Origin of the sequence: Cellulosimicrobium protaetiae, assembly GCF_009708005.2 — a bacterium.
Lineage (GTDB): Bacteria > Actinomycetota > Actinomycetes > Actinomycetales > Cellulomonadaceae > Cellulosimicrobium > Cellulosimicrobium protaetiae.
The window spans coordinates 1647001-1673712 of the sequence record NZ_CP052757.1 but is presented as its reverse complement, the minus strand read 5'-3'; the positions used below and the strand labels follow the sequence as shown (position 1 = coordinate 1673712).

Annotated in this window: 15 protein-coding genes; 10 read left to right on the top strand and 5 right to left on the bottom strand. The window is 73.1% G+C overall.

Features of this window, described 5'->3' with window-relative positions; translation table 11 throughout:
• Positions 1-185: 185 nt before the first annotated feature.
• Positions 186-5729 carry a cell wall-binding repeat-containing protein gene (locus FIC82_RS07080; protein WP_168731583.1) on the top strand — a complete coding sequence of 1848 codons (5544 nt, stop codon included), beginning with the start codon at positions 186-188 and terminating at the stop codon, positions 5727-5729.
• A gap of 124 nt (positions 5730-5853) precedes the next feature.
• Here the strand turns inward: FIC82_RS07080 and FIC82_RS07075 are convergent, their stop codons facing one another.
• Positions 5854-6612 (bottom strand): nucleoside triphosphate pyrophosphohydrolase, encoded by a 759-nt coding sequence (locus tag FIC82_RS07075; RefSeq protein WP_253691544.1) that lies wholly within the window; start codon positions 6610-6612, stop codon positions 5854-5856.
• A gap of 141 nt (positions 6613-6753) precedes the next feature.
• Positions 6754-8961, bottom strand: coding sequence for a carbohydrate-binding module family 20 domain-containing protein (locus tag FIC82_RS07070; protein ID WP_154798071.1), 2208 nt, complete (start codon positions 8959-8961; stop codon positions 6754-6756).
• A gap of 359 nt (positions 8962-9320) precedes the next feature.
• On the opposite strand from FIC82_RS07070, the gene FIC82_RS07065 reads away from it, so the two are divergent.
• Positions 9321-9539: a PLD nuclease N-terminal domain-containing protein gene (locus tag FIC82_RS07065; RefSeq protein WP_154798070.1), complete on the top strand. Its 219-nt coding sequence runs from the start codon at positions 9321-9323 to the stop codon at positions 9537-9539.
• A 113-nt stretch (positions 9540-9652) separates the two neighbouring features.
• Here FIC82_RS07065 and mfd read toward each other — a convergent pair whose 3' ends face one another.
• On the bottom strand, positions 9653-13417 hold the full coding sequence (mfd, locus tag FIC82_RS07060; protein WP_154798069.1) for a transcription-repair coupling factor: 3765 nt from the start codon (positions 13415-13417) through the stop codon (positions 9653-9655).
• Positions 13418-13757: 340 nt separating this feature from the next.
• On the opposite strand from mfd, the gene FIC82_RS07055 reads away from it, so the two are divergent.
• Positions 13758-14942 carry an acyltransferase family protein gene (locus tag FIC82_RS07055; RefSeq protein ID WP_168731582.1) on the top strand — a complete coding sequence of 395 codons (1185 nt, stop codon included), beginning with the start codon at positions 13758-13760 and terminating at the stop codon, positions 14940-14942.
• Positions 14935-15651 (top strand): phosphatase PAP2 family protein, encoded by a 717-nt coding sequence (locus tag FIC82_RS07050; RefSeq protein WP_154798067.1) that lies wholly within the window; start codon positions 14935-14937, stop codon positions 15649-15651. Before FIC82_RS07055 ends, FIC82_RS07050 begins: the two co-directional genes overlap by 8 nt.
• Here FIC82_RS07050 and FIC82_RS07045 read toward each other — a convergent pair.
• Positions 15591-16802 (bottom strand): glycosyltransferase family 4 protein, encoded by a 1212-nt coding sequence (locus FIC82_RS07045; RefSeq protein WP_154798066.1) that lies wholly within the window; start codon positions 16800-16802, stop codon positions 15591-15593. The two genes, FIC82_RS07050 and FIC82_RS07045, sit on opposite strands and share 61 nt — an antisense overlap.
• A gap of 179 nt (positions 16803-16981) precedes the next feature.
• On the opposite strand from FIC82_RS07045, the gene FIC82_RS07040 reads away from it, so the two are divergent.
• Entirely contained in the window at positions 16982-18058 is a 1077-nt protein-coding gene (locus FIC82_RS07040) for a glycosyltransferase family 4 protein (protein ID WP_154798065.1), read from the top strand.
• 44 nt (positions 18059-18102) lie between these two features.
• Here the strand turns inward: FIC82_RS07040 and FIC82_RS07035 are convergent, their stop codons facing one another.
• Positions 18103-21486 carry a hypothetical protein gene (locus tag FIC82_RS07035; protein ID WP_154798064.1) on the bottom strand — a complete coding sequence of 1128 codons (3384 nt, stop codon included), beginning with the start codon at positions 21484-21486 and terminating at the stop codon, positions 18103-18105.
• Positions 21487-21662: 176 nt separating this feature from the next.
• Between FIC82_RS07035 and FIC82_RS07030 the strand changes: the two genes are divergently transcribed.
• The 5 genes from FIC82_RS07030 to FIC82_RS07010 are packed head-to-tail and all read left to right on the top strand — an operon-like array spanning position 21663 to position 26708.
• Positions 21663-22877 (top strand): ABC transporter ATP-binding protein, encoded by a 1215-nt coding sequence (locus FIC82_RS07030; protein WP_154798063.1) that lies wholly within the window; start codon positions 21663-21665, stop codon positions 22875-22877.
• 1 nt (position 22878) lies between these two features.
• Positions 22879-23715 carry an ABC transporter permease gene (locus tag FIC82_RS07025; RefSeq protein ID WP_154798062.1) on the top strand — a complete coding sequence of 279 codons (837 nt, stop codon included), beginning with the start codon at positions 22879-22881 and terminating at the stop codon, positions 23713-23715.
• A complete protein-coding gene (locus FIC82_RS07020) occupies positions 23715-24557 on the top strand; it encodes a glycosyltransferase family protein (RefSeq protein WP_168731581.1) in 843 nt (280 codons plus the stop codon). The genes FIC82_RS07025 and FIC82_RS07020 overlap by 1 nt, the downstream gene beginning before the upstream one ends.
• A complete protein-coding gene (locus FIC82_RS07015; protein WP_168731580.1) occupies positions 24554-25552 on the top strand; it encodes a glycosyltransferase family 2 protein in 999 nt (332 codons plus the stop codon). The genes FIC82_RS07020 and FIC82_RS07015 overlap by 4 nt, the downstream gene beginning before the upstream one ends.
• 4 nt (positions 25553-25556) lie before the next feature.
• Positions 25557-26708 (top strand): glycosyltransferase family 4 protein, encoded by a 1152-nt coding sequence (locus tag FIC82_RS07010; protein WP_154798061.1) that lies wholly within the window; start codon positions 25557-25559, stop codon positions 26706-26708.
• The last annotated feature ends 4 nt before the right edge of the window (positions 26709-26712 follow it).

The window sequence follows — 26712 nt, the reverse complement described above, 5'->3', positions numbered from 1 at the left end:
GTTCACCTTGGTCCAGCAGTAGCGTGACGCCACGAACCGTAGTGCTGCCAACGAAGACAGCACCGTTCAAAGGGGTACAAGACACCATGAAGCTCTATGAAATGCGCTCGGAACGAGCGCGGCGAAATGGGCGGACCAGAAGGCTCATCGCCGCATTCTTCGCCTTTATCCTCGCGGGCACACTCGTGAGCACCCCGGCTGCGGCGGTCACCGATCCCGACCCGTCGTTCCGCCTGACCGCGCACGACCTCGAGTTCATCCTCAAGCAGATCCACGTCTCCGAGGCGCACTCCGCGGGCGGCACGCTGCTCTGCGACGAACCGACCGACAGGAGCGGCAAGTGCGTCCCGAGCCCTGCCCTCCCGTTCGGTCTGCGCACCGTCGACGGCTCGTTCAACAACCTGCTCGCCGGCCAGGAGGAGTACGGCAGCGCCGACCGCCCGTTCCCCCGGCACCTGGGGACCACGTGGCGCGAGGCCGATCCCGGCCCACCGTTCTCGCCGCCGAACCCTCCCGGCGCGACGGACGTGTGCGCAGCCGGCACGACCTGCTACTCGATGTTCGCGCCCGGCAGCTTCGTCTACGACGCCGACCCGCGCGTCATCTCGAACCTGATCGTCGACCAGAGCGCCGACAACCCTGCCGCCGTCAACGCGGCGGAGAGCACCGAGGGCGGTGAGGTCCGTCCCGACGGCTCCGTGTACATCCCGAACACGGCGCCGGACGAGGGCCTCTCCGCCCCTTTCAACGCCTGGTTCACGTTCTTCGGCCAGTTCTTCGACCACGGCCTCGACCTCGTGAACAAGGGGGGCAACGGCACGCTCGTCGTCCCGCTGCAGCCCGACGACCCGCTGTACGACCCGGCGTCGCGGACCAACTTCCTCGTCCTCACGCGTGCCACGCGCCTCCCCGGCCCCGACGGCGTCGTCGGGACCTCGGACGACGAGCACAACAACCAGACCACACCGTGGGTCGACCAGAACCAGACGTACACGTCGCACCCCGCGCACCAGGTCTTCCTGCGGGAGTACGAGCTGCGGGACGGCGTCCCGCACGACACGGGCCGGCTGCTGGACGGCACGCTCCCCGGCGGGGGCACCGGAGGCCTCACCACGTGGGCCGACGTCAAGCGCCAGGCGAACGAGGTCCTCGGGATCGCGCTCACCGACGCCGACGTGCTCAACGTGCCGCAGGTCGCCGTGGACCTCTACGGCAACTTCGTCCCGGGCCCGGGCGGGTTCCCGCTGCTCGTCACCGACGAGGACGGCGATCCTGCGACGGAGGACCCTCTCAACGTCGAGGGCGACCTGGCCGACCCGGTCGCCACGACGAACGCGCTCGGCACCGCGCACGCCTTCCTCGACGACATCGCGCACGGCTCGACCCCGCTGTTCGACGCCGACGGCAACCTCGTCCCGCAGCAGTTCGACGACGAGGGCAGCCCGATCCCGCCGGGTGTCCCCCTGTTCAACGCGGACGGGTCACCGGTCACGGACCAGTCGCTCGCCGGCTACGACAACGTCTCGCTCGACGAGCACTTCGTTACCGGTGACGGCCGCGGCAACGAGAACATCGGGCTCACGGCCGTGCACCACGTGTTCCACGCCGAGCACAACCGGCTCGTCGGGTACATCGACGGCGTGCTCGCGGAGAACCCGGAGCTCCAGAAGGCGTACCAGGGCCTCGAGCACCAGTGGCCGACGAAGCGGTCGGGCGACGAGCTCCCGGGACCGGAGGACGACGACTGGAGCTATGAGCAGCGGCTCTTCCAGGCGGCACGCTTCGCGACGGAGATGCAGTACCAGCACCTCGTCTTCGAGGAGTTCGCCCGCAAGATCCAGCCGAACGTCGACCCGATCGTGTTCAACGAGAACAGCTATGACGCGACGGTCGACCCGGCGATCGTGGCCGAGTACGCGCACGTCGTGTACCGGTTCGGGCACTCGATGCTCACGGAGGAGATCGATCGCACGGGCTTCGGGACACAGAGCGTCAGCCTGCTCGACGGCTTCCTGAACCCACGCACGTACGACGACGACGGGACGCTGACCCCCGAGCAGGCCGCCGGGGCCGTCGTCAACGGCACGACCAACCAGGTCGCGGGCCAGATCGACGAGCACGTGATCGGCACGCTGCGCAACAACCTGCTCGGCCTGCCGCTCGACCTCGCGACGATCAACATGCTGCGTGGCCGTGACACGGGGACGCCCGGTCTCCAGGAGGCCCGCCGGACGTTCTTCGCCACCACGGGGTCGCCGACGCTCGAACCCTACGAGAGCTGGTACGACTTCGGGGTCGGCCTCAAGAACGGCAACAACTTCGGTCGCGGCGGCAGCAACGCGTCGTTGATCAACTTCGTCGCCGCGTACGGCACCCACCCGACGATCCTCTCCGCGAACACCGTCGAGGCAAAGCGTGACGCAGCGTCCCTGCTGGTCAACGGCACGCTCCAGGGTCAGGAGGTGACCTTCCGGGTCGGTGGGGGCGACCGGTTCGCCACCGCCGCGCAGATCAGCGCCGGGTACTTCGGCACCGGCGTCCCGGTCGCCTACGTGACCAGCGGGATGAACTTCCCCGACGCGCTCGCCGGCGGTCCGGCGGCGGCCGCGGGTGGTGGACCCGTCCTGCTCGTCCAACCCGGGTCGATCCCCGACGCGACCTCCACCGAGCTCGCCCGCTTGCAGCCGCAGCGGATCGTCGTGCTCGGCGGCGAGGGAGCGGTCAGCCAGACCGTCCTCAACGGTCTCGGGACGTACACGTCGGGCGCGGTCACCCGCGTCTTCGGGGCGGACCGGTACGAGACGGCGGCGAACATCAGCGCCACGGTCTTCGCCCCGGGCGTCGACGTCGTCTACGTCGCGAGCGGGGAGAACTTCCCCGACGCGCTCGCCGGCGGGGCGGTCGCCGCTCGCGACGGCGCACCCATCCTGCTCGTCACGCAGGGCTCGATCCCGGCCGCGGTCCAGGCAGAGCTCGATCGTCTGGACCCCGGTCGGATCGTCGTCCTGGGCGGCGCGGGCGTCGTCAGTCCTGCCGTACAGACCCAGCTCGGCACCTACACCGACGGCGGGGTCACCCGCCTGGGTGGAGCAGACCGATACCAGACGGCGCTGCTCATCAGCCAGTACGCCTACCCGTCAGGTGCGCCGGCGGCGTTCGTCGCGACCGGGAGCAACTTCCCGGACGCGTTGGCGGCAGCACCCGTCGCCGGTCTGAGCGGTGCTCCGCTCCTGCTCGTCCCGCCGACGGCTGCTCCTCCGGGAGTGCTGGCGGAGCTCGCTCGCCTCGGCGCGGACCGCGTCACGCTGCTCGGTGGTACGGGCGTCATCAGCCCGGCGATCCAGCAGCAGCTCACCCCGCCACCTCCCGTGCCTGCCGACCTCCCGGCCGACCGGCTCGACTTCGTGCACAGCACGGGCGCGTGGGCGAACCAGCCCGACGGCCTGACGACGACGGGGCTCGAGAACGTCGACTTCTGGACGGGTGGCCTCGCCGAGGCTCTCGACCCGTTCGGCGGCATGCTCGGCTCGACGTTCAACTTCGTGTTCGAGAAGCAGCTGGAGAACCTGCAGTTCGGCGACCGGTTCTACTACCTGTTCCGCAACCAGGGGAACCAGCTCTTCGCGGCGCTCGAGGCGAACTCGTTCGCCAAGCTCATCCAGCGCAACACGGACGCGTCGCTCCTCCCGGCGGACATCTTCTCCGTCCCGGACCCGTCGCTCGACCTCGAGAACCTGCCCGACCCCTGGCCGTCGCAGCTGACCCAGATGGGCGACGGAACGTATCGGTGGGACGGCGACGAGCACGTCGAGATCCACGGCAACCGGACCGAGGCGGACCGCATCCGCGGCGGCCAGGGTGACGACGCGCTGTGGGGCTACGGCGGGAACGACCGCATCGAGGGTGGTTCCGGGAACGACGAGATCATCGGTGGACCGGGCGACGACATCCTCACGGACAGCTTCGGCGACGACAACATCAAGGGTGGCCTCGGCAACGACGCCATCAACGGCGGTCCCGGCGTGAACCTGCTGCTCGCGAGCCACGGGAACGACTTCGTGGTGGGCGGCAACGACACGCCGAACGACATCTTCGCCGGCACGGGGAACGACGTGGTGCTCGGCGGTGCCGGGCGCACGAACGTCTTCGGCGGCGAGGGTGACGACTGGATCCAGGGCGGCTCGCACGCCGACCTGGCCCAGGGCGACAACGCGAACCAGTTCCAGAACGACACGATCGGAGGGAACGACGTCGTGGTCGGCGGACCGGGCAACGACGACATCGAGGGTGAGGGTGGCGACGACGTGCTCGTCGGCCGAGCCTTCGGCACTGACCGGCACGAGGGCGCCATCGGCTACGACTGGGTGACGTACTACGGCGAGAACGGCGGCGTGGACGCCGATCTGAGGTTCTCAACGCTGCAGCGCCCGGACGTCCAGGCGGTCCGCGACCGGTACGACCTCGTCGAGGCGCTCTCCGGCGGTGGCGGCAACGACGTCCTGCGCGGGCAGGGCTTCGGCGTCGACGACATCCCGGACAACGAGGTGCCGCTGCACAAGATGACGCAGGAGACCCTCGACCTGTTCCCCGGGCTGGAGGCCATCCTCCGACCGGGCGGCGGGCACGAGGACTACGCGCTGCGGTTCATGGACGACCCTCTCGCGGCCGACCAGGACGGGCAGAGCAACCTGCTCATCGGGGGGCCGGGCTCCGACCTCGTCGAAGGTCGGGGCGGGAACGACTTCATCGACGGCGACGCATACCTGCGCGTGCAGCTCGCCGTCGGCGACGAACGCTTCGACAACGCGGCGCAGCTCCAGACCCGAGTCTTCTCGGGCGAGATCAACCCGGGCGACATCTCGATCGTCCGCGAGATCGTTGAGGACGACGAGGCGGACGGCGTGATCGACACGGCGGTCTATCAGTTCGACCGGGAGGCGTACGAGGTGACCGACCTCGGCGACGGCTACACCGCCGTCGAGCACACGGGCGCGGCAGAACTCGAGGAGAGCGACGGTCGCGACGTCCTCCGCAACGTCGAGATGCTGCAGTTCGGCGACGGCTGCCTCGTCCTGGCCACGATGGAGGCGTGCCCGTCCTTCGGGTCCGTCACGTTCGCAGGCCAGATCGACCCGCCGACGGAGGACCTGCCCCTCGCGGCCACGGTCGTCTTCGACGACTCCCTCGTCCAGAACCCGACGAACATCCGGTTCGCGTGGCAGCTGGGAGAGGGCGGCGAGGAGTGGGAGCCCTCCGCCACGGGCGACACCCTGCCCGACGCGCCGAACGGTCGCGTCGACACGTTCACCCCGGGTGACGGGGACGGCGGGATGTTGCTCCGGGTGGTGGTCACGTTCCGTGACGACCAGGGCCAGCTCCGGTCGATCGTCTCCGACGCGCTCCCGGCGGTCGTGAACGTCAACGACGTCCCGACGCAGCCCGTGCTGTCGCCGGAGGTCGTGACGGTCGGCAGCGGGCTCAACCTCGGCGGGTTCACCGACGGGGACGGGCTCGAGGAGTCGTCGGAGGCGGGGATCACGTACACGTGGCAGGCGTCGACCGACGGGTTCGCCACGGTGCGGGTCCTGGGCAACGTGGTGCCGACGGCCTTCCAGGTGACCGCCGCCGAGGCCGGTCACCAGATCCGGGTCGTGGTCGCCTACACGGACGACCAGGGCACCGTGGAGACGGTGGTCTCGACCGTCTCCACGGTGACGGGTGGCCCCTGACAAGGTAGAGCGGCCCGCGGGGCCCGGCCGGCACCGGTCCCCTCTCCACCGGGCCGCCCTCCTGACGGCGAGGGGGTCCGTCGCTCCGGCGACGGACCCCCCCGTCGTGCCAGCGGTTGCGGGATCAGTCGCCGCTCCTCTCGGCGACGACGATCACGCCCTCGACCCGCCGCAGCTCGCGACGCAGCGCGGCCTCCGCGTCGATCCCGTCTGCCTCGGCGCGCGCCACGAGGGCGAGCAGCTCGCGCCCCAGCCTCTCGTCCGCCGTCGGGTCCGCGCCGCCGTCGGGGCCGACGTCGGTGTCGGTGTCGGTGTCGGCGCGTGCCCCACCGGCGAGCGCCTCCCCGACGACGTCCGCGAGGCCGCCGCGTGCGGCGCGGCTGAGGACCTTCTGCGCGCGGGCGAGCGCGCCCTGCGTGTGCGAGATGCCCTCGAGCACGGACGTGCGCTGCTTCTCGGCCTTCTTGATCGCGTCCCACTGCTGGTGCAGGTCGGTCGCCTCGGCGTCGGCGAACACGTGCGGGTGGCGCCGGACGAGCTTGGCCGCGAGGTCCGCCGCGACGTCGTCGACGGTGAAGGGGTCCGGCTCCTCGCTCGCGATGCGGGCGTGGAACAGGACCTGGAGCAGCAGGTCGCCGAGCTCCTCGCGCATCCCCGCGCGGTCTCCGGTCTCGATGGCGTCGGCGAGCTCGTGCGCCTCCTCGAGCAGGTACCGCACGAGCGACTCGTGCGTCTGCTCGCGGTCCCACGGGCACCCACCCGGGGAGTAGAGCCGGTCCATGACGGCGACGACGTCGCGCAGCGGGTCGGTCGCGGCACCGGACGCCCGGTCGCGCGCAGGCTCGTGCTCGGCCGGTGCGGCCGGGGGCTCGGGGGCGGTCACCGGTTCATCGTAGGTTCGCCGAGCGTGCGGTTCGCGCCGGTCGAGCCCGCGGTTCGCGCGCCGGTCGAGCATGCGGTCGTGGCCCACGCGGTCGTCGGCACGCGCCACGACCGCACGCTCGGCGGGATGGGCAGGTGCGGTCTACGACCGCCAGGTGTCCGACAAGGTCACCGTGCCGTCCTGACCGACGGTTGCGGTGCGGTTGCTCCCGCTCTCCCAGACGATGTTGCCGCCGCCGTCGCGCTTGACGTACTTGTACGCGAACGACGTCCCGGCCGGGAGGTCGAGGGTCGCGGTCCAGACGGGGTAGGTCCCCGCGGAGAGCGCGACGCCGTTCGCGGGCGCCCACGACCCGAGCGCGGGGATGCTCCCGACGACGAGCACGCCCTGCCCCCAGGTCGTCGTCGCGGTCACGGCGAACGACGCGTCGCCCTGGCCGTCGACCGGTCCGGGCCCCTCGCCGTCGTCGTCGCACGGGTCCCCGGCCGTAACCGTCCCACCCGAGACCGCGACGGCGGCGCCGCTCAGCGAGTAGTCCTTTCCGCCGTTGTTGTCCCACGAGCCGGAGCCGTTCGTGAACGCCGCCGTGATGGTCGCGGCCGGTCCCGTCGCCCCGTCCGGCAGGGCGATCTCCTTCGAGACCCAGCCCGTGCAGGCGGCGGTCATCGCGGCGCCGGGCACGGCGGTCCAGGCACCCGTGCCGACGCGGTAGTGGACGTTGTACGCGTTCCAGCCGCCCGTCGCGTAGAAGACGGTCGTCGTCCCTGACGGGTCGACGGGTCCGGGGCCGCCGGTGCCGCCGTCGTCCGCGGCCTCGACGTGCAGCGCGAGCGCCCCGTACGCCGGGACCGTCGCGGTGAAGGTGCCGGACCCCGAGACGGTGACCGTCTTCGAGCAGTCCTTCGAGGCGACGACGTCGCAGTACGTCCCGGCGGGGAGCGACGTCTGGTAGGTGCGGGTGACGGCGTTCGCGGTGTTGTTGAGCGTCACGTACCCCTTGCTACCGCGGCCGTACGCGACGTGGTTGTTCCCGTCGTCCCACCAGTTCGTGACCGCGGTCCCGGCGACGGCGTTGTGGAAGCCGACCATGCCCGCGATCTCGGTCCAGCGCTGCGTGCAGACCCACGCGCTGCTCGCGCAGCTCGCGTCGGGGACCGCCGTCGCGGAGGCCCCGGGTGCGCCCGCGTCCTTGTCGGTCCACGTGTAGCCCGAGTAGACGCTCGGCGCGCCGTACGGCCACGAGAGCATGAACGCGTTGGCGAGCTTGTACTTGGCGCCCCACTTGTAGCTCATGGTCTCGCCGTTGCGCTCGGTGTCGTGGTTGTCGACGAACACGCCCGCCCGGTCCGACGGCAGCTTGCCGTCCCCGATGGTGCGCAGGTCCTTGATCTGGCCGTCGAACCGGGACTTGAGGTCGCGCCCGTAGTGGAACTCGTGCGAGTCGCCCGAGCCGAGGTACTCCGTGGGCTGGATCGGCTCCCCGTGCGCGCCGATGACCTCGTGCACCCAGAAGACGTTCGGGTTCGTGAGCTTCCCCTTGATCGCCGCGAGGTCGGCGGCCGGGATGTGCTTCGCGGCGTCGATGCGGAACCCGGCGACGCCGAGGGAGAGCAGGTCGTTGAGGTAGCCCGCGATCGTGCCGCGGACGTACTCCGAGCCCGTCCGCAGGTCCTGGAGCGAGACCAGGCGGCAGTTCTGCACCTGGTACCGGTCGCCGTAGTTGCTGATGTTCGACCGGCAGTCGTTGAAGTCGTTCGGGCCGTAGAGGCCGGGGTAGCTCTCGACGCCGTACGACGAGCCCGCGACCCCCGTCCCGCCGCCCTGGTCCGCCCCCGCCATGTGGTTGAGGACCGCGTCCGCGACGACGCCGACGCCGGCCGCACGGCACGTGTCGACCATGTTCTCGAACTCCGCCCGGGTGCCGAGCTTCGAGTCGATCCGGTAGCTCACGGGCTGGTACGACGTCCACCAGGCCGTGCCCTGGATCGTCTCCTGCGGCGGGGAGACCTGGACGTAGCCGAACCCGGCCGGCCCGATGGTGCTGGTGCACTCGGCGGCCACGGAGTCCCACGTCCACTGGAAGAGGTTGAGGATCACGTCGCCCCGGCCGTTCGGGGAGTCGACGACGGGCGTGGGCACGGGCGGCGCCGCCGCGGCGGGTGCGGCGACCGGGGCCGTGGCGGCGAGCACCGCCCCGAGCGCGAGGGCGGCCGACGCCGTGGCCGCGGCGAGACGCCGCAGGCGACCGTCCCCGCGGTTCGTGCGCCTGGACGTTCGCCGGGGACTGCGACCGGCGACGGGCGTCGGGGTGGGTGCCGGCGGACCGGCGGGATCAGTGGTGCGCGTCATTGCTGCTCCTTCGAGGTGCTGCGGCCGACGGCGCGCTCGGCATCGAGCACGGAGGGCCACGCGGTGCTGACGGCGCCCCGGGGTGTCGGGCGCGTCCGGACTCGGCGGCGTTGCAGAGAGTTTCCGGATGTTGCTGCAACCTTACAGAGCAACCCCCACGCTGTCACGCCTCCTCCGTGGCGGCCGGTCGACCCGCCCGTGCCGAGCGACGCGCTCCGGGCCGGGTGACGCGCGTCGGGGTGCACTACCCGGCCGCGCAGCTCTCGCCGGCGGGACCTCGTGGCTGACCCGCGGGCCGTGCACCGCGGGCCCCGACGGCATAGCGTCGAGCGGTACGCACCACGGGAGGAGACGACGACATGGGGACCAAGCGCCGCTGGAAGGACCTGACCAGGGGTCAGAAGATCGCCGTCGGGGTCGTGGGCGCGGCACAGGTCACGCTCACCGCCGCGGCCTACCGCGACCTGCTGCGCCGCCCGGCGGAGCAGGTGAACGGCACCAAGCTCGCGTGGGGCCTCGCGCTGCTCGTCAACTGGGTCGGCCCCATCGCCTACTTCCTCGACGGCCGCAAGTTCTGACCACACCACGCCGACCAGGTGGTCCTGGTCGCCCGAGCAGGTGGTCCTGGCACGTCACGGGTGACGTACGCACCAGGACCACCTGTTCGGCGGCAGGGGTGGGGGTGGGTCCGTCAGCGGGTGGTTGGTGACGTCCCTACCGTCGCCGCCGCGCTCACCTCGCCGAGGACCACGGCGTCGATGAGCTGGCGCGCCCACGTGAGGACCTCGGCGCCGCGGAGCGGGCGGCCGCCGATGCGTGCCGTCGTCGGGTACGGGACGAGGAACGCGCGGATCGCCGGCTTGAGCAGCGTGCCGGGGTACAGGCGCTTGAGCCGGAGCTGTGCCGACTCGGCGAGGTCCACCGGCGCGAACCGGATGAACTTGCCCTGCGCGGTGACGTCCGTGAGCCCCGCGCGGCGCGCGTGGTTGCGGAAGTCCGCGACGTCGAACAGCGCGGACGCGACGTCGGGCAGCGCGCCGTACCGGTCGACGAGCTCGGCCCGCACCTCGGCGAGCTCCGGCGCGTCCGTGGCGGCGGCGATCTTCTTGTACGCCTCGAGGCGCAGGCGCTCGGTCGCGATGTACGACTCGGGCAGGTGCGCGTCGACCGGGAGCTCGATGGAGATCTCGGGCTGCTCCTCGGGACCGTCGCCCCGGAAGTTCGCGACCGCCTCGCCGACCATGCGCACGTACAGGTCGAACCCGACGCCCGCGATGTGCCCCGACTGCTCACCGCCGAGCAGGTTGCCCGCGCCGCGGATCTCGAGGTCCTTCATCGCGACCTGCATGCCCGCGCCGAGGTCGGTGTGGGCCGCGATGGTCGCGAGGCGGTCGTGCGCCGTCTCGGTGAGCGGCCGCTCCGGCGGGTAGAGGAAGTATGCGTACGCGCGCTCGCGGCCGCGCCCCACCCGCCCCCGGAGCTGGTGGAGCTGCGACAGGCCGAGCATGTCGGCCCGCTCCAGGATGAGCGTGTTCGCGTTGGAGATGTCGAGGCCGGTCTCGATGATCGTCGTGCAGACGAGGACGTCGAGCTCCTTCTCCCAGAACGCCCGGATCACCTGGTCGAGCTGGTTCTCGTTCATCTTGCCGTGCGCCACGCCCACCCGGGCCTCGGGCACGAGCTCGCGCAGCCGCTGGGCCGTCCGGTCGATCGTCTCGACCTTGTTGTGCACGTAGAACACCTGGCCCTCGCGCAGCAGCTCGCGCCGCAGCGCCGCCGCGATCTGCTTCTCCTCGTACGCGCCCACGTACGTGAGGACGGGGTGGCGCTCCTCGGGCGGGGTCGCGAGCGTCGACATCTCGCGGATGCCCGTGACCGCCATCTCGAGCGTGCGCGGGATCGGGGTCGCGGACATCGCGAGGACGTCCACGTTGGTGCGGAGCTGCTTGAGCGTCTCCTTGTGCTCGACGCCGAACCGCTGCTCCTCGTCGATGATGACGAGCCCGAGGTCCTTGAACCGGATGCTGCCCGTGATGAGCCGGTGCGTGCCGATGACGACGTCGACCTTCCCCTGCCGCAGCCCCTCGATCGTCTCCTCGGACTCCTTGGCCGTCTGGAAGCGCGAGAGCGCCTTCACGGTGACGGGGAAGCCCGCGTACCGCTCGGAGAACGTCTCGAGGTGCTGCTGGACCAGGAGCGTCGTCGGCACGAGCACCGCAACCTGCTTGCCGTCCTGGACCGCCTTGAACGCCGCGCGGATCGCGATCTCCGTCTTGCCGTAGCCGACGTCGCCGCACACGAGCCGGTCCATGGGGACCGTCTTCTCCATGTCCGCCTTGACCTCGTCGATCGTCGCGAGCTGGTCCGGCGTCTCGACGTACGCGAACGCGTCCTCGAGCTCGCGCTGCCACGGCGTGTCGGCGCCGAACGCGTGGCCCTGCGTCGCCATGCGCGCCGAGTACAGGCGGATGAGCTCGCCCGCGATCTCCTTGACGTGCTTGCGCGCCCGGGACTTCGTCTTCGACCAGTCCGCGCCGCCCATCTTGTTGAGGCTCGGCGACTCGCCGCCCGTGTACTTGGTGACCTGGTCGAGCTGGTCCATCGGGACGAACAGCCGGTCCCCGGGCTGGCCCCGCTTCGACGACGCGTACTCGATGACGAGGTACTCGCGCGTCGCGGCGTTACCGCCCGTCCCGAGCGTGCGCTGCACGAGCTCGACGAACCGCCCCACGCCGTGCTGCTCGTGCACGACGAAGTCGCCCGCCTTGAGCTGCAAGGGGTCGACGACGTTGCGCCGCCGGCTCGGCATCTTGCGCATGTCGCGCGTGCTCGTCCCCGCGCGGCCGGTCAGGTCGGACTCGGAGAAGACGGCGAGGCGCAGCTCGGGTGCGACGAATCCCTTGCCGACCATCGCCGGCGTGACGAGGACGATGCCCCCCTCGGGCTCGTCGTCGAGCCGCGGCACGAGGCGCGCGGGCGTGTCGACGGCGCCGAGCTGCTCGACCATGCGCTTGGCGGGCCCGTGCCCCTCGGTCGTGAGCACGAGGCGCCAGCCTGCGTGCTGGAGCCCGCGCACGTCGTCGAGGGCCCGTGACACGTCGCCGCGGTAGGACTCGACGTCGCGCGCGCCGATCGTGAAGGTCGGGATGCCGTCGGCGGTCTCCCCCACGTGCGCGGCCGTCGTGCCCGTCGGCGCGCCCGCGCCGGCCGCGGCCCGCGCACCTCCGTCGGGGGCCACCTCGGTCGGCACGTCGAGGTCCGGGTTGTCGAGCGCGAACGACGACAGCGTCCACCAGCCCAGCCCACGGCGCTGCGCGACCGCGCGCACCTCGGCGAACGTCTCGAACGACGCCGCGGACAGGTCGACCGGCGCCTTGCCGCCCGCCACCGCGCCGGTCCACGCGGCGGCGAGGAACTCCTCCGTCGTCGCGACCAGGTCGTGGGCACGGCGGCGCACGCGCTCGGCGTCGTCCACGACCAGGAGCGCGTCGTCGGGGACGAGCTCGAGCACCGGCACCATGCGGTCCACGAGGACCGGCGCGAGCGACTCCATGCCCTCCACCGCGACGCCCGCCGCGAGCTTGTCCAGCATCTCCGTGGCCCCCGGCAGGTCCTCGACGAGCGCCGCGGCCCGTGCCCGCACCGACTCGGTGAGCAGGATCTCGCGGCACGGCGGCGCCCACAGACCGTGCTCGGCGATCTCCAGGCTGCGCTGGTCCGCGACCGCGAACCAGCGGATCTCCGACACCTCGTCGCCCCAGAACTCGACGCGCAACGGGTGGTCCTCGGTCGGCGGGAACACGTCGAGGATGCCGCCGCGCACCGCGAACTCGCCGCGACGCTCGACCATGTCCACGCGCGTGTAGGCCGCCGCGACGAGGCGCTCCGCGACGTCGGTGAGGTCTGCCGTCGACCCGGCGTGCAGCTCGACCGGCTCGAGCTCGCCCAGCCCGTCCACGACCGGCTGCAGGAGCGCGCGCACGGGCATGACGAGCACGCGCACGGGGCCCGACAGCCCCACCTCCGCGTCCGGGTGCGCGAGGCGGCGGAACACCGCGATGCGCTTGGCGACGGTGTCCGCGCGCGGGCTCAGCCGCTCGTGCGGCAGCGTCTCCCAGCTCGGCAGGACGGCGACCACGTCCGCCAGCTCGTCCGGCAGGTACGCGCGCACGCTCGCCGCGAGCTCGTCGGCGTCCCGCCCGGTCGCGGTCACCACGACGAGCGGGCGCGAGCCCGCCGCCCACGCCGTGCCCGACGGCGCGGTGTCACCGCCGGCGGTACCGTCGCCGTCGGGCACGGGGCCGGTCGCGCGGGCGCCGGTCATCGCCGCGAGCAGCGGCGGGCGAGCCCCTGCCGGGCCGACCACGTCCGCCTCGCCGCGGGCGCGCACGTGCTCGACCGCCGCCGACGCGGCGGGGTCGGCGAGCAGCGCGGGCAGGATGCCGGTGAGGTTCATGCGGTGGGGTCCCTCCGAGGACGGTGGTCGGGAGCGTCGGCGACCGCGCGCGGGGCGGGCCGGGTGGTGCCGGGAGACGGGCAGCGGACACGACGGGGCAGCACGAACGGCCCGGACCGAGGCTCTCCGAGGGGCGAGCAGGTCCGGGCTGGTGCCGTGCGAGACGACGCGACCAGCGTACGCCCCGCCACCCACGGCGCCCGCAGCCGCCGGTGCCCCGGGTGAAATCCGCGCGTGCCGCGACCGTCCCGGGCGCGAACCCTGGTGCCGTCCGCCCCTCCGGCGGCACACTCGTTGTCGACGGCCGCCCGGCCGCCCGCGCGCACGGGGAGGCGAGCCGATGAAGCCACCACCCGCCGGCCGGTTCCTGCCCATCGACGCGATGCGCGGGGCCGCATCCGTCTCGGTGCTCCTCTTCCACCTGTTCCGCAGCCCGCCGCAGGCCGACGTCCTCGCGGCCACCTTCCCCGCGTTCTGGGTCACGGTGTCGGACCTGGCGCGGAGCGGCGTCGCGGTGTTCTTCGTGATCTCGGGGTTCGTCATCGCGTACACGACGCGCGACCTCGGTACCCGGGCGCGCGACGGCGCGCGGTTCGCCCTCCGCCGACAGGTGCGGCTCGACCCCCCGTACTACGTGATGATCGCCGTCGTCGTCGCGCTCTCGGGCCTGGAACGACTCGTGCCCGGGCTCGAGACCCGGTCGTTCTCGGCGGGCGACGTCCTGCTCAACATGGTCTACCTCCAGGACATCGTCGGCGCCGAGCCCGTCCTCGCCGTCGCCTGGACGCTCTGCCTGGAGGTCCAGTTCTACCTCGTCGTCGTCCTCCTCGTCTGGATCACCGGACGCGTGCTCCCGGGCCCGGCACGCACCGCGGCACGTGGGCTCGCGGTCAGCGTCGCGGCGATCGCCCTCGGCGTCGTGTCCCTGGCGCTCCCCTTCCTCGGGACCGACGGCGGGCCCTGGTTCATCGGGACGTGGTGGATGTTCTGCTACGGCGCCGTCGTCGCCTGGTTCATGATCGGCAGGCTCCCGTTCGCCGTCGTGGTCGCCGCGTCCGCGGTCGTCGGCCTCTGGTGCCTCGCGGTGACGCTCTGGGCCCCGGTGGCCGACCCCTGGGGCAGCCACTGGTTCGCGTGGCTCACCGGCGTGACGATCCTCGCGCTCCTCGTCACCCGCACGATGTCGTGGCGACCGCCGCGCGCGGTGCTCTACCTCGGGACGCTCTCCTACTCGCTCTACCTCGTGCACCTCCCGGTCGTCGACACGGTGATGGCCGGTGCCTACAAGGTCACGGGAGAGTCGGCGGCGGGGGCGCTCGCGGCCTACGTCGTCGCCGGCGCGGTGGCGTTCGGGGCCGCGGCGATCCTCCACCGCTGGGTCGAGACACCGGCGATGCACTGGGCGACCCGGCTCAAGGACGTGGACCGGCACACCCTGCGGGCGGCGCTCGTGCGGACCAGGCGGCGCGGGCCCACCGACTCCCCCGCCCCGGAACCCGCGGTCGTGAGGGACGACGATGGGTGAGCGTCCTCGGGCCGCCGCCACCCTGATCCTCCTGCTCGTCCTCGCGTTCGTCGCGCTCTGGGCGGCGTCCCACCTCACCGCCGCGGGCCAGCAGGCCGACGCGGGCGTGTTCCGGACCGTCGCCCCGCTCCACGACGTCGGCCTCGGGACCGCCGGTGCCCTGCGCCGGGGGCTTCCCGTCGTGTGCGCGGGCGTCGTCGCGGTGCTCGGCGTGGTCGCGATCGTGCGCCGCGCGTGGCGCGACCTCGTCGCGGCCCTCCTCGTGGTGCTCGGGACCGTCGGGATCGCCCTCGGCCTGCGCGCGGTCCTCGTGCGCCCCGACCTCGGCGGGTTCGGCTACGCCCACCAGACGTTCCCGAGCGGGCACGTCGCGGTGGTCGGCGGGCTGTGCGTCGCGATCTGGCTCCTGTGGCCGTGGCCCGCCTCCCGGTCCCTCGCCGGCTGGGTCGGGCTCGGCGCCACCGCGGTCGCGGCGTTCGCGTCCGTCGTGACGTACGCGCACCGGCCGAGCGACGTGGTCGGCTCCCTGCTGGTCGCCGCGGCGGTCGCGATCGCCGTGGCGTGGCTGCTCGACGTCCCCCGGGCCGTCTCCCCCGGCGACGGCAGCCCGTCCACCCCGCCTGACGACGACCCGGTGCCCGTCGCGGGTCAGCCTCCCGACGACGACGTAGCCCCGCCCGCCCCGCCGGCCGCGCCGAGGCCCGCGTAGAGACCCTCGTACCGGTCGACGACACGCTCCCACGTGAAGTCCTCGACCCGCCGGCGTCCCGCCGCCCCGATGCGGGCCGCGCGCGCCGGGTCGTCGAGCAGACCGAGCACGGCGCCCGCGAGCGCCGTCGTGTCCTGCGGGTCGACGAGCACGCCGTCGACGCCGTCCGTGACGATCTCCGGCGGTCCGCCGCGCACGGTCGCGACGAGGGGCCGGCCCGACCGCCAGGCCTCGAGGACGACGAGCGGTGCGGCGTCCGCCCTGCTGGGCACGACGACGACGTCGGCGGCCGCGAGCCGGGCCGCCACCTCCGCGGGGTCGAGCCGCCCGGGAAGGTCCACGCGGTCCTGGAGGCCCGCGGACGTCACCCGGCGGCGCAGCGCACCCGCCTCGCTCCCGTCGCCGACGACCACGAGACGCGCTCGCTCGCGCAGAGGCGACGCGGCGAACGCGTCCACGAGCAGGTCGAAGCCCTTGACGTGCTCGATGCGTCCCACCGCGACCACCACGGGCTCGGCCGGTCCCGCCCCGGCGGGCGGCGCGGCCCGGGTGCCGCTCTCCGTGCTGCTCTTCGGGTCGTGGCCCGTCAGGTCGACGCCGTTCGGGACGACGACGGCGTCCTCGGCGCCGAACCGGACGAGGTCGTCCGCGACGACGCGCGAGCACCCCGTCACCGCGCCCGCGACGCCGATCGACCGCTCCAGCGCCGACCGCAGCAGTCGCGAGTGCTCGAACACGGCGTAGTCGTCGGCGAACGTCTCCCCGTGCGAGCTGACGACGAGCGGGGTGCGCGTGAGCGTGCGCAGGCCGAGCGCGTACGCGCCGTTGGGGCCGAAGCACTGCACGTGCAGGACGTCGGGCCGGAAGGACCGGAAGGCCCGGCCCCACGCGAGCGCGGCCCCGGGCGCGGCGAGGGCGAACCGGGCGACGTCGCCCGGCCTGCTCGACGGCTGCGGCGTGGGCAGGTAGCGCACGAGGACGCCGTCGACGCGGCGCGTGCCCAGGTGCTCGCCGCGGTCGACCGTCCAGACCTCCACCGGCGTGCCGCGCGCGGCCAGCACGCGCGCGACGTGCCGCACGTGCGACTCGACACCGCCCGTGTGCGGTTCGAACGAGCTCGCGACCAGAGCCACGCGACGGCGCCCTGCCATGGGTCCCTCACCCTCTCGCGGGACGTCCCGCGACCCCTCCACGATCACCCGTTCATCACCCGCTCCCGCAGGTCCGGCCGGGCGTCGGCGCCACTAGAGTGGGCCACTCTACCGACCGTTCCGGTCGCGCCGACCGTCGCGCACCCGCCGCGCACCACGCCCCGAGGGGGAGCCTCCCGATGCCGCAGCTCGTCGTGGCGACCGTCGCCGTCGAGGTCCCCATGGGGGCCCAGGTGTACCAGGAGGAGGTCGCGGCGCGTGCCGCGACGGCGCTCGCGGACGGTCCCGCCGACGTGACCGGCGCGTGGTCCGTCGACCGGGCCGTCTTCCGCTCGCTGCGCTCGCCGCTCGCCGGGACGCACCGGCTCCCGCTCGGCCGCCTCTCCGGCGCCGGCCCCGCCCTGCGCCGGGCCGTCGGCCGCGCCGTGTACCCGCGCGGCGCCGTCGTGCACCGGGTGGGGCTCGACCTGCCGCCGCACCCGACGCGCGACGTCGTGACCGTGCAGGACGTCGTGTCGTGGCGCTACGACGACGAGTCCGCGCCGGTGCGCGCCGCGGCCGAGGAGGTCCGCCGGGCGGCGGCCGTCGTGTGCGTGTCCGAGTTCAGCGCGGACGAGGCCGCCGACGTCCTCGGTCTCTCCGAGCGCCCCGCGGTCGCCTACAACGGCGTCGACCCGGTGTACTTCACCGCCGAGCCGCTGTCCGCCGAGCGTCTCGCGACGCTCGGGGTGGACGGCCCGTACGTCCTGCACGCCGGGGGCGCGTCGCGGCGCAAGAACCTCGAGGAGCTCGCCGTCGCGTGGCGCGCGGTCCGCTCGGCGCGGCCCGACCTGACGCTCGTCATGAGCGGGCCCCCGCACCCGCGCCGCACGGACCTGTTCGGCGGGCTGCCGGGAACGCGACTCGTCGGGCGGCTGCCCGCGGAGCTCATGCCGGGCCTCGTCGCGGGCGCGGCGGCCGTCGTCGTGCCGTCGCGCTACGAGGGGTTCGGGCTCCCCGCGCTGGAGGCCATGGCGGCCGGGGTCCCCGTGGTCGCGGCGCGGACGAGCTCGCTGCCTGAGGTCGTGGGCGACGGCGGCGTCCTCGCCGAGCCCGACGGCGCGAGCCTCGCCGAGGGGCTGCTGTGGGTGACGACGCGGGACGCCGAGGTCGAGACCCTGGTGGGTCGTGGCCGCGAGCGCGCCGCGACGTTCACGTGGGAGCGCAGCGCCGCCCAGCACGCGGAGATCTGGCGCGCCGTCGCCGCACGCGGCTGACCGTCCCGCGGGCCGCGAGGCACCAGCCCGTCCCGGACGGACCCTCACCTCGCGGGCTCCCACGCCCGGACCGCGCTGATCGTCGCGATCCACTCGCTCTCCGTGGCGAGCGGGATGAAGTCCGGGTGCAGACCGCCGACGATGCCCGAGTAGTTCGCGGCGAGCACGGGCACGTCGCGCTCGGTCGTCATCGGGAGGGAGACACGTACCGCCGTCACCTCGACCGGGTCGAACGAGAACAGCGCGACGCGGTCGAAGAACTGGTCGGTCGGTTGCGCGACGTCGTGCCACGCGCCGTCGGGCGTCCGGACGGAGACGGTGTAGTCCCGAAGACCCGACGTGCAGCAGCGGATGCCGGCCGTCGCGACGGCGACACGGTCGATCGTGCGCGGGCCGTCCGTCGTGACCTCGACCGCGGGCGCCTCGTCGACGGAGCCGTCGGGCAGGCGCCCGGACCGCCACGGCTCGCGCACGGCGAAGGTGCCCGACGTGACGACGTCCGCGTCGTTCGCCTCCTCGTGGGTCGACGTGGCGGTCGCCGGACGCCCCTCCAGCACGTCCTCGCCGAACGCCTCGACGGGCTCGACGGCGAGCCCGGTACCCGCGGGCGCCACGAGCAGCACGGGAGCCCCGTTCACCGGGACCTCGACGCCGCCCGCCGGGACCTCGAGCCCGCGCTCGGCCCCGAACTGGTCCCGCGCGGTCACGGTGACCGCGCCGCCGGGCGCCGCGAGCCGCACGGACGTCGACAGGTCCTCGCTCCACAGGGCGAGCAGCTCCGCACCGCCGCGGTCACCGGTCCCGGGCGCGCGCAGCGCGTGCACCCCGGGCGTCCCGGTCTCGACCGTCTCAGGGGCCCCGAACCCGCCGAGGAACGGCGCGCTCGCCGCGAACGCCGCGCCGGCGGGCTTCACGTACTGCCCGTACTGGAGGAGCGACCACGAGTTCCCCGCCTCGCCGAACCCGCCCTCGGAGAAGAAGTACGTCCACTCGTCCACGCCCTCCAGCCCGTACCAGAGGAGCTTGCGCACGGCGTCGGACCCTCCGGCCCAGAAGTTCGCGACGCCGTCGGACCACCAGCCCGTCTCCGTGTCCCACACCGGGACGTCGCCGCACGCGGAGACCGCCTCCCGCAGGTCGTCGAGCTCCGCGCCCTCCACGGAGAACCCCTCCTCCTCCCACGACCGGTTGAGGCCCGTGTAGGGGTGGATCCCGATCGCGTCGAGAGAGTCGCAGCCGCCGGCCGCGACGAGGTCGGCCCACCACGCGGGCTCGATCCCGAGCGTGTTCCCGCCGACGACCAGGACGTCCCGGGAGGCCGCCCGAGCCCCCGCCGCGAACGGCGCCCCGACCTCCTCCTCGTACGCCGCCGCGTCCTCGTAGCCCGTGTTGTTCGGCTCGTTCCACGGCTGCCAGTACCGGACCTGCGGGGCGCGCTCGTGGACGGCGGCGACGATCTCGCGCGCCCAGCCCTCCCACGTCCCCGCCTCGACCGCGGCCTGCTCCGCCTCGCCGCCCGAGCCGAGCTGGAGCGTGAGGATCACCCCCGTCTCCTCGGCGAGCGCGGCCGCGGCCGTCAGCTCCGCGAACGGGTCGACGTCGGCGGGCTCCTCGCCCTCCTCCTCGTCGGGCGCGAACGCCGCGTTCGGCAGCGAGTCCCAGACGAGCGCGTCGGCGTCCGGCTCCGCGGTCGGGTCGGGCACGATCGCCCCGAAGTCGAGCTGCGTGCGGTGGCTGCCCACACCGAGCTGGTCCGCGAGCTGCACGCCGCGCAGCGGTCCCGCGCCGCCCCAGTCCGCGCCGTCCGCGAGCGCCGCCGGGTCGAGGCCGCTGCCCGGCGCGGCCACCGTGTAGCGCAGGCACGTGCCCGAGACCGGCTCCCCCGTCGCGGCGTCCACGAGCGCCGCGTCGACCTCGTACACCCCCGGCCGGGTGGGCGGCAGGACGAGCGGGAGCTCGCCGCCGTCCGCGGGCAGGTCGACGACGGTCTCCTCGCCGGCCACCGGGTCCCACACGCGCGGGTCGCCGCGCACCTGGTACCGCAGGCGGTACGTCCCGGCGGACGCGCCCCACGCGTCGTCGAAGGCCGCGACCACGCGTGGTGCGGTCCCGTCGGGGAAGACGCCGTACGGGACGTCCACGAGCAGCCCTGCACCGAGCCCGAGGCCGCCGAACAGCTCCTCGTTCGCCGCGTTGTACTTCACCGGCGCGCCGAGCTGGTAGGCCATGCGCTCCGCCGTGATCTCGGTGATCGAGAACCCGCCGTCCTCGCCGTGCGTGAGCACGTAGTACGGCGCGTCCCCGGCGGTGCCGTCGCGCAGGACGGGCGTGCTCTCCCACAGCGCGAACGGCTGCTCGAGGTCCTTGTGCGTGTCGGGCCACACGCCCCGGAACACGCCGTCGCTCGCCCACCACCGGAACCCGAGGTTCTCGTCGGCGACGACGAGGCCGTCGTCCTCCGGCCCGGCCGACGGCCCGGTGGTCGCACCCGTCGTGTCGTCCAGCCACGGCACGCGCGGGACGCCGAACGCGCGCCCGCGCACCCACGAAGCGCCGAGGTGGAGGTCCGGGTCGTCGCCGTCGGGGCCGACCGCGCGCAGGTCGACCGTGCGACGATCGCCGTCGCGCACGTCCGTCTGGACCAGGGCGGTTCCGTCCGGGAGCTGGGCGAGCACCGCGCCGTCGAACGGGACCGACGTGAGGAGGTCGCCGTCCCCGGAGACCTCGTGCAGCACGTCACCTGCTTCCTGGACGCCGACGACGGTCCGGCCGTCGACCGTCCAGCGCACGGTGCCGTAGAGGTCGAGGAGGCCGCCCGTGGTGTGCTCCCCGTCGGGGACGGTCGCCGTCCACGTCGTGGAGCCGTCGGGCGCCACCTTGAGGAGGTCGCGACGCTGCATGAGCGTGTCGAGCAGGTAGACGCTCCCGTCGGCGTCGACCTCGAACGAGTCGGTGGAGAAGGTCTCGCTCGTGCCGTCCCACTCGAGCTCCACGGGGGTGGTCGCGACGACGTCGCCGGTCCCGAGGTCGTAGCGCGTCACGGTGTACGTGGCCTCGCGGTCCCACTCCAGGACGTACGCCGACCCGTCGAGCACACGGAAGGTCACGAGCCGGCCGTCGGCGACCGTGACCACGTCGTCCACGACCGCACGGATCCCGTCGAGGTCGCGGTTCGCGACGCCGTCGTCCGTGACCTGACCCAGCAGGGGGAAGCCGCACAGCGGGAGCACACCCTGCTGCGTGACGGGCGCCGACGCCGGGACGGGCGACGCGGTGAAGGCGTCCGAGGCACCGGTCGTGGCGGTGGGTCCGGCACCGCCGACCACGACGGCCGCGGCCACGCCCAGGACCGCGGCGATCGCACCGCTCACCGCGGTGACGTCCCTGCGCCGGGCGGGACGGACGCCGTCGTCGTCGTGCGAGGTCATCGGACGCCCCTGCCGTCGGGAGGCGCGGTACCACGTACCGCTCTGGCGAGCGTAGGGCCGCGTCGTGCGGTCGACCCAGTGCTCCGGGGCACTTTCACCCGCGTTCGTCCGGTTCTGCGCACGATTCACCCGACGCACCCGGCCTCGGGCGCCGGCGGGCCGACTATCTTTCATCTGTGCAGGCGACCACGGAACCCGCGATCCGCGTCGCCGGGCTGGGCAAGACCTACCGGCTCGGTGCGTTCGGCGAGCGTCCCTCGACGGCGGCCGCGGCGGCGATCCAGTGGGTCCGGTCGACCGGCAAGCAGAAGTACACGCTGTTCGACGCGCTCGACGACGTGTCGTTCGAGGTCCCGAAGGGTGAGGCGCTCGGGATCGTCGGACGCAACGGTGCGGGCAAGTCGACGCTGCTGAAGATCCTCACGCGCGTCACCGCGCCCACGCGGGGGCGCATCGAGCTCAACGGTCGCGTCGGGTCGCTCCTGGAGGTCGGGACGGGGTTCCACCCGGAGCTCACCGGCAAGGAGAACATCTACCTCAACGGCGCGATCCTCGGCATGACGCGCAAGGAGATCAACGCGCGCTACGACGAGATCGTCGCGTTCTCCGGGATCGAGAAGTTCCTCGCGACGCCCGTCAAGCGCTACTCGTCCGGAATGTACGTGCGCCTCGCCTTCTCCGTCGCGGCCCACCTCGACACCGAGATCCTCGCGATCGACGAGGTGCTGGCCGTGGGTGACGCCGAGTTCCAGCGCCGTTCGATCCAGAAGATGCGCGAGGCCGCGCAGGGTGGCCGCACGGTGCTCTACGTGAGCCACCAGCTCCAGACCGTCCAGGCGCTGTGCACGTCCGCCGTGCTGCTCGACCGGGGCACGCTGAAGTACTCGGGCACCGTCGAGGGCACGCTCCAGGCGTACCGGGACAGCTTCGAGAGCTTCGCGGCCGCGCAGTCCGACCCCAAGGCACGCCCCGGGAACGGCAAGGTCCGGCTCTCCTCGGTCCGCATGGAGGACGAGTTCGTCAAGTCCTCGCAGGACGTCGTCGTGGAATTCGAGGCGCCCGCGAGCAAGAAGCTCGTCGGCACCTACTTCGTCTCGATGCACATCAACAACGACCAGGGCACCGTCATCGCGCAGTGCGACTCCCGCCTCGTGGGCAGGTGGTTCGACCCGGAGAAGCCGCAGAAGGGCCGCCTCGTGGTCCGCGACCTGTGGCTCAAGCCCGGCCAGTACACCGTCGACGTGTACGCGTGCCAGGCGGGGGTCCTGGACGCGTGGGAGGGCGCGTGGCGCTTCGAGGTGCTGCCCGACCTCCCGTACCCGGAGTTCACCGAGGCGTCGAGCACCGAGAAGGGCATGGTCTTCGTGAACTTCGACTACGAGGGGGTCTGACGTGGAGCACACCGTCCAGCGCACCGTCATCGCGCCCCCCGGGCGCCTCAACCTGCCGTCGTTGCGCGAGCTGTGGGGCGCGCGTGAGGTAGCGGTGCGGCTCGCCCAGCGCGACATCATCGTGCGCTACCGGCAGACGATCTTCGGCGTCACGTGGGTCATCGCCCAGCCGCTCGTGAGCGCGGGCGTCTTCACCGTCGTGTTCGGCCAGATCGCCGACCTCTCGACCGGCGACGATCGCATCCCCTACTTCCTCTTCACGCTCGCCGGCATGCTCGCGTGGAACCTCTTCAACGGGTCGCTCGGCAAGGCGTCCGGGTCGATGGTCGGCAACCAGTCCCTGGTGCAGAAGGTGTTCTTCCCGCGGCTGCTCGTCCCGATCTCGAGCCTCGCGTCGGTGGTCGTCGACTTCCTCGTCGCGCTCGTCCTGGCGATCGTGCTGCTGTTCGTGTACGGCATCAACCCGGGTTGGCCCGTCCTCCTCCTCCCCGTCTGGATCGTCCTCGTCCTCATGATCGGGACCGGCATCGGTCTCGCCGCCGCCGCGTACATGGTCAAGTACCGCGACGTCGGCTACGTCCTGCCGTGGCTCGTGCAGATCCTGCTCTACGCGAGCCCCGTGGCGTACGCGCTCTCGGAGGTCCCCGCGAACCTGCGCTGGCTGTTCGACATCAACCCGATCACGTGGTTCCTCGAGTGCTTCCGCTGGTCCCTGCTCGGCACCGAGGCGCCGGTCGCGTGGCAGGTCGTCGCGCTCGTCGTCGCCGCTCCGCTCATCCTGCTGGTCGGGACGCTCGTCTTCCAGAAGAACGAGCGCGAGTTCGCGGACTTCATCTGATGCGCCTCACCGCGTACGTGCTGCTGGCCGACCCGAGCTTCCTCGCGGCGAGCCTGCGCGCCTACTACGACCACGTCGACCGGATCGTCCTGTCGTACGACGAGACGTCGACCTCCTGGACCGGCACCCCGATCCCCGTCGACGAATGCCTCGCGATCGCCAAGGAGGTCGACCGCGACGGCAAGTGCGTGCACGCGCCAGGACGTTTCGCACGGCTCGACGAGCACCCGCTCGACAACGACACGTTCCAGCGGCAGGTCGCGCTCGACGAGGCCTCGGAGGGTGCCGACTGGGTGCTCCAGCTCGACACCGACGAGGTGATGCTCTCCCCCGCCGCCTTCCTCGCGTCGCTCGAGCGGGCCGAGGCCGCCGGCGCGTCCGGGCTGGACTACCCCGCACGATGGTTGTACTCGCGTGTCGCGCCCGGACGGTACCTCGAGGCGAGCAGCCGGTTCGGCCGGCCCGTCGCGTCCTACCCCGGACCGCTCGCCGTACGCGCCGGCACGACCCTCACCCATGCGCGCCAGACGGACGCTCCGCTCTACCGGGTCGACCTGCGCCCCTGGAACACCGACCCGAGCCACCGCCACGACGAGATCGTCCACGAGGTCGTCGATCCCGGCGACGCGGTGCTCCACTTCTCCTGGGTCCGGACGCCGGAGGCGATGCGCAAGAAGTTCGGATGGTCCGGCCACACCGCGCACTACTCCCGGCCGGACGTCTACGAGTCCTGGGTCGCGCGGTCCCGCAACCCGCGGCGCGCAGTCCTGACCTCCCCCCTGCGTCGGCGCGACTGGTTCCGTCTCGTGACCGTCCCCGAGCCGCCGGGAGGCGAGCCGTGAGCCCTACCGTGAGCGTCGTCGTCGTCACGTACGGACGGCCCGACAGCGTGCGCGAGTGCCTCACGCACCTGGCGCGGCTGCGCACCGCACCGCTCGAGGTGATCGTCGTCGACGCCACCCCGGCGGACACCACGCGGCGGCTCGTGCGTGGGGAGTTCCCCGAGGTCAGGCTGCTCCACAGCACCCTCGGCCGGGGCACGACGCCGGAGTCGCGGCAGATGGGGTTCGCCGTCACGCGGGGAGACGTGGTCGCGTTCATCGACGACGACGCGTACGTCGCGCCGGACTGGCTCGACGAGCTCGTCGCCCCTTACGAGGACCCTGCGGTCGTCGCGGTGGGGGGCCGCGCGGACAACGGGATACCCGGCGAGGAGTCCGAAGGGCTCGGACGGATCGGCAGGTTGCTCCCCGACGGTCGGCTCACGGGCCACTTCGGTGCGGATCCCGGCCGGGTCATCGAGGTGGACCACCTGCTGGGCGCCAACATGTCGTTCCGGCGCAGCGCGCTCGCCGCGATCGGCGGGATCCGCGGCAACTATCCGGGCACGTGCCTGTGCGAGGAGTCCGACATCTCGCTGCGGCTGCGCGCCACCGGTGGCACGCTGCTCTTCACGCCACGCGCGGTCGTCCGGCACGTCGCGGCCCCGTACGGGATCGGCGGCAAGCGGTTCGACCGCCGCTACCTGTACTACCTGCGCCGCAACCACGTGGTCATGCTGGTCCGGAACTTCGGCTGGCGCGACCCGCTCGCCCGCCGCTACGTGCGCACCGCGCTGCGCGCACAGCACGCCTACCTCCACGAAGCGAGGCGGCGGCTCGGCTCGGTCAAGGAGGACGGCACGCGTCGTCCGCTGCGCAAGCGGGCGAAGTCGGTGATCGTGCTCACCCGCGCGGTCGCCGAGCTCGCCGGGCTCGCCGCCGGGGTCCCCGCGGCCGCGGTCGCCCGTCGCCGGGACGTCCGGGCGGGCGTCGCGACGCCCGCCCTCGCGGGGTGAGCCGATGTCCGGTCGGCACGTCCACCTCCTCACGCCGGGCGACCACTTCTCGCCACGCACCGGCAGCGCAGTCCCCACCGTCGTGCACGGGCTCGCCTCTGCCGGGACCGGGCCGCGGGCCGCGGTCCTCGTGGCGCGCGGCACCTACACGCCCAGGTACACGAGCGCCGACGTGGTCGAGTACGACGACGCCCCGCCGCGACGGACCGACCGGTACCTGGACCTCGTGGCCGGGACGATCGGCGTGACGCGCCCCGGCGCACGCCGGCGGCTCGCCGCGGCGCTCCGCGCGCAGCACTCGTGGCCCGGCTCGGTGGTCCTCGCGCACAACGCGCCGCAGGCGGTGCCGCTCGTCGCAGCGCGGCACGCACCGGTCCTCTACGCCCACAACCAGCTGCTGCGGACCTACGGCGAGCGCGAAGCCGGGCGGGTGCTCGACCCGGTGTCCGCCGTCGTCTGCGTGAGCGAGTACCTCGCCGAGGAGACCGCGCGGATGCTCCCGCCCCGGCTGCGCGATCGTGTCCGTGCCGTACCCAACGGGGTCGACGTCGAGGCGTTCGACGGCCCACGCCCACCGCGCGAGGGAGTCACGAGGGTCGCGTTCGTCGGCCGGGTGATCCGGGACAAGGGGGTGCACGTCCTGCTCGACGCCGTCCGCCGGCTCGACCGCCCGGACCTCCAGGTCACCGTGGTCGGCCGTCCGGGGTTCGCCGCGGACGCTCCCCTGACCGCCTACGAGCAGGAGCTGCGGCGGGCAGCGGCCGGCACGCGCACGACCGTCGAGTTCGCCTCGTTCGTCCCCCGTCCGGCACTGCCCGCGATCCTGCGAAGCACGGACGTCCTCGTCGTGCCGTCGGCGTGGCCGGAGCCCTTCGGGCTCACCGCGCTCGAGGGCATGGCCGCCGGGGCGGCGGTCGTCGCGTCCGACGTCGGCGGGCTGCCCGAGGCGGTCGGAGACGGCGGTCTCCTCGTCCCCCCGGGCGACGTCGCGGCGCTCGCCGAGGCCCTCGAGGCGTTGGCGGACGACGCCGGGCTGCTCGGGCGGACGCAGGCCGCCGGGCGCAGCCGGGCCGGGAGGCTGACCTGGGCGCACGCGAGAGAGAGGCTCGACGACGCGCTCTCCGGCACCATCGGGCACGACGCGGAGGCCCGATGACATC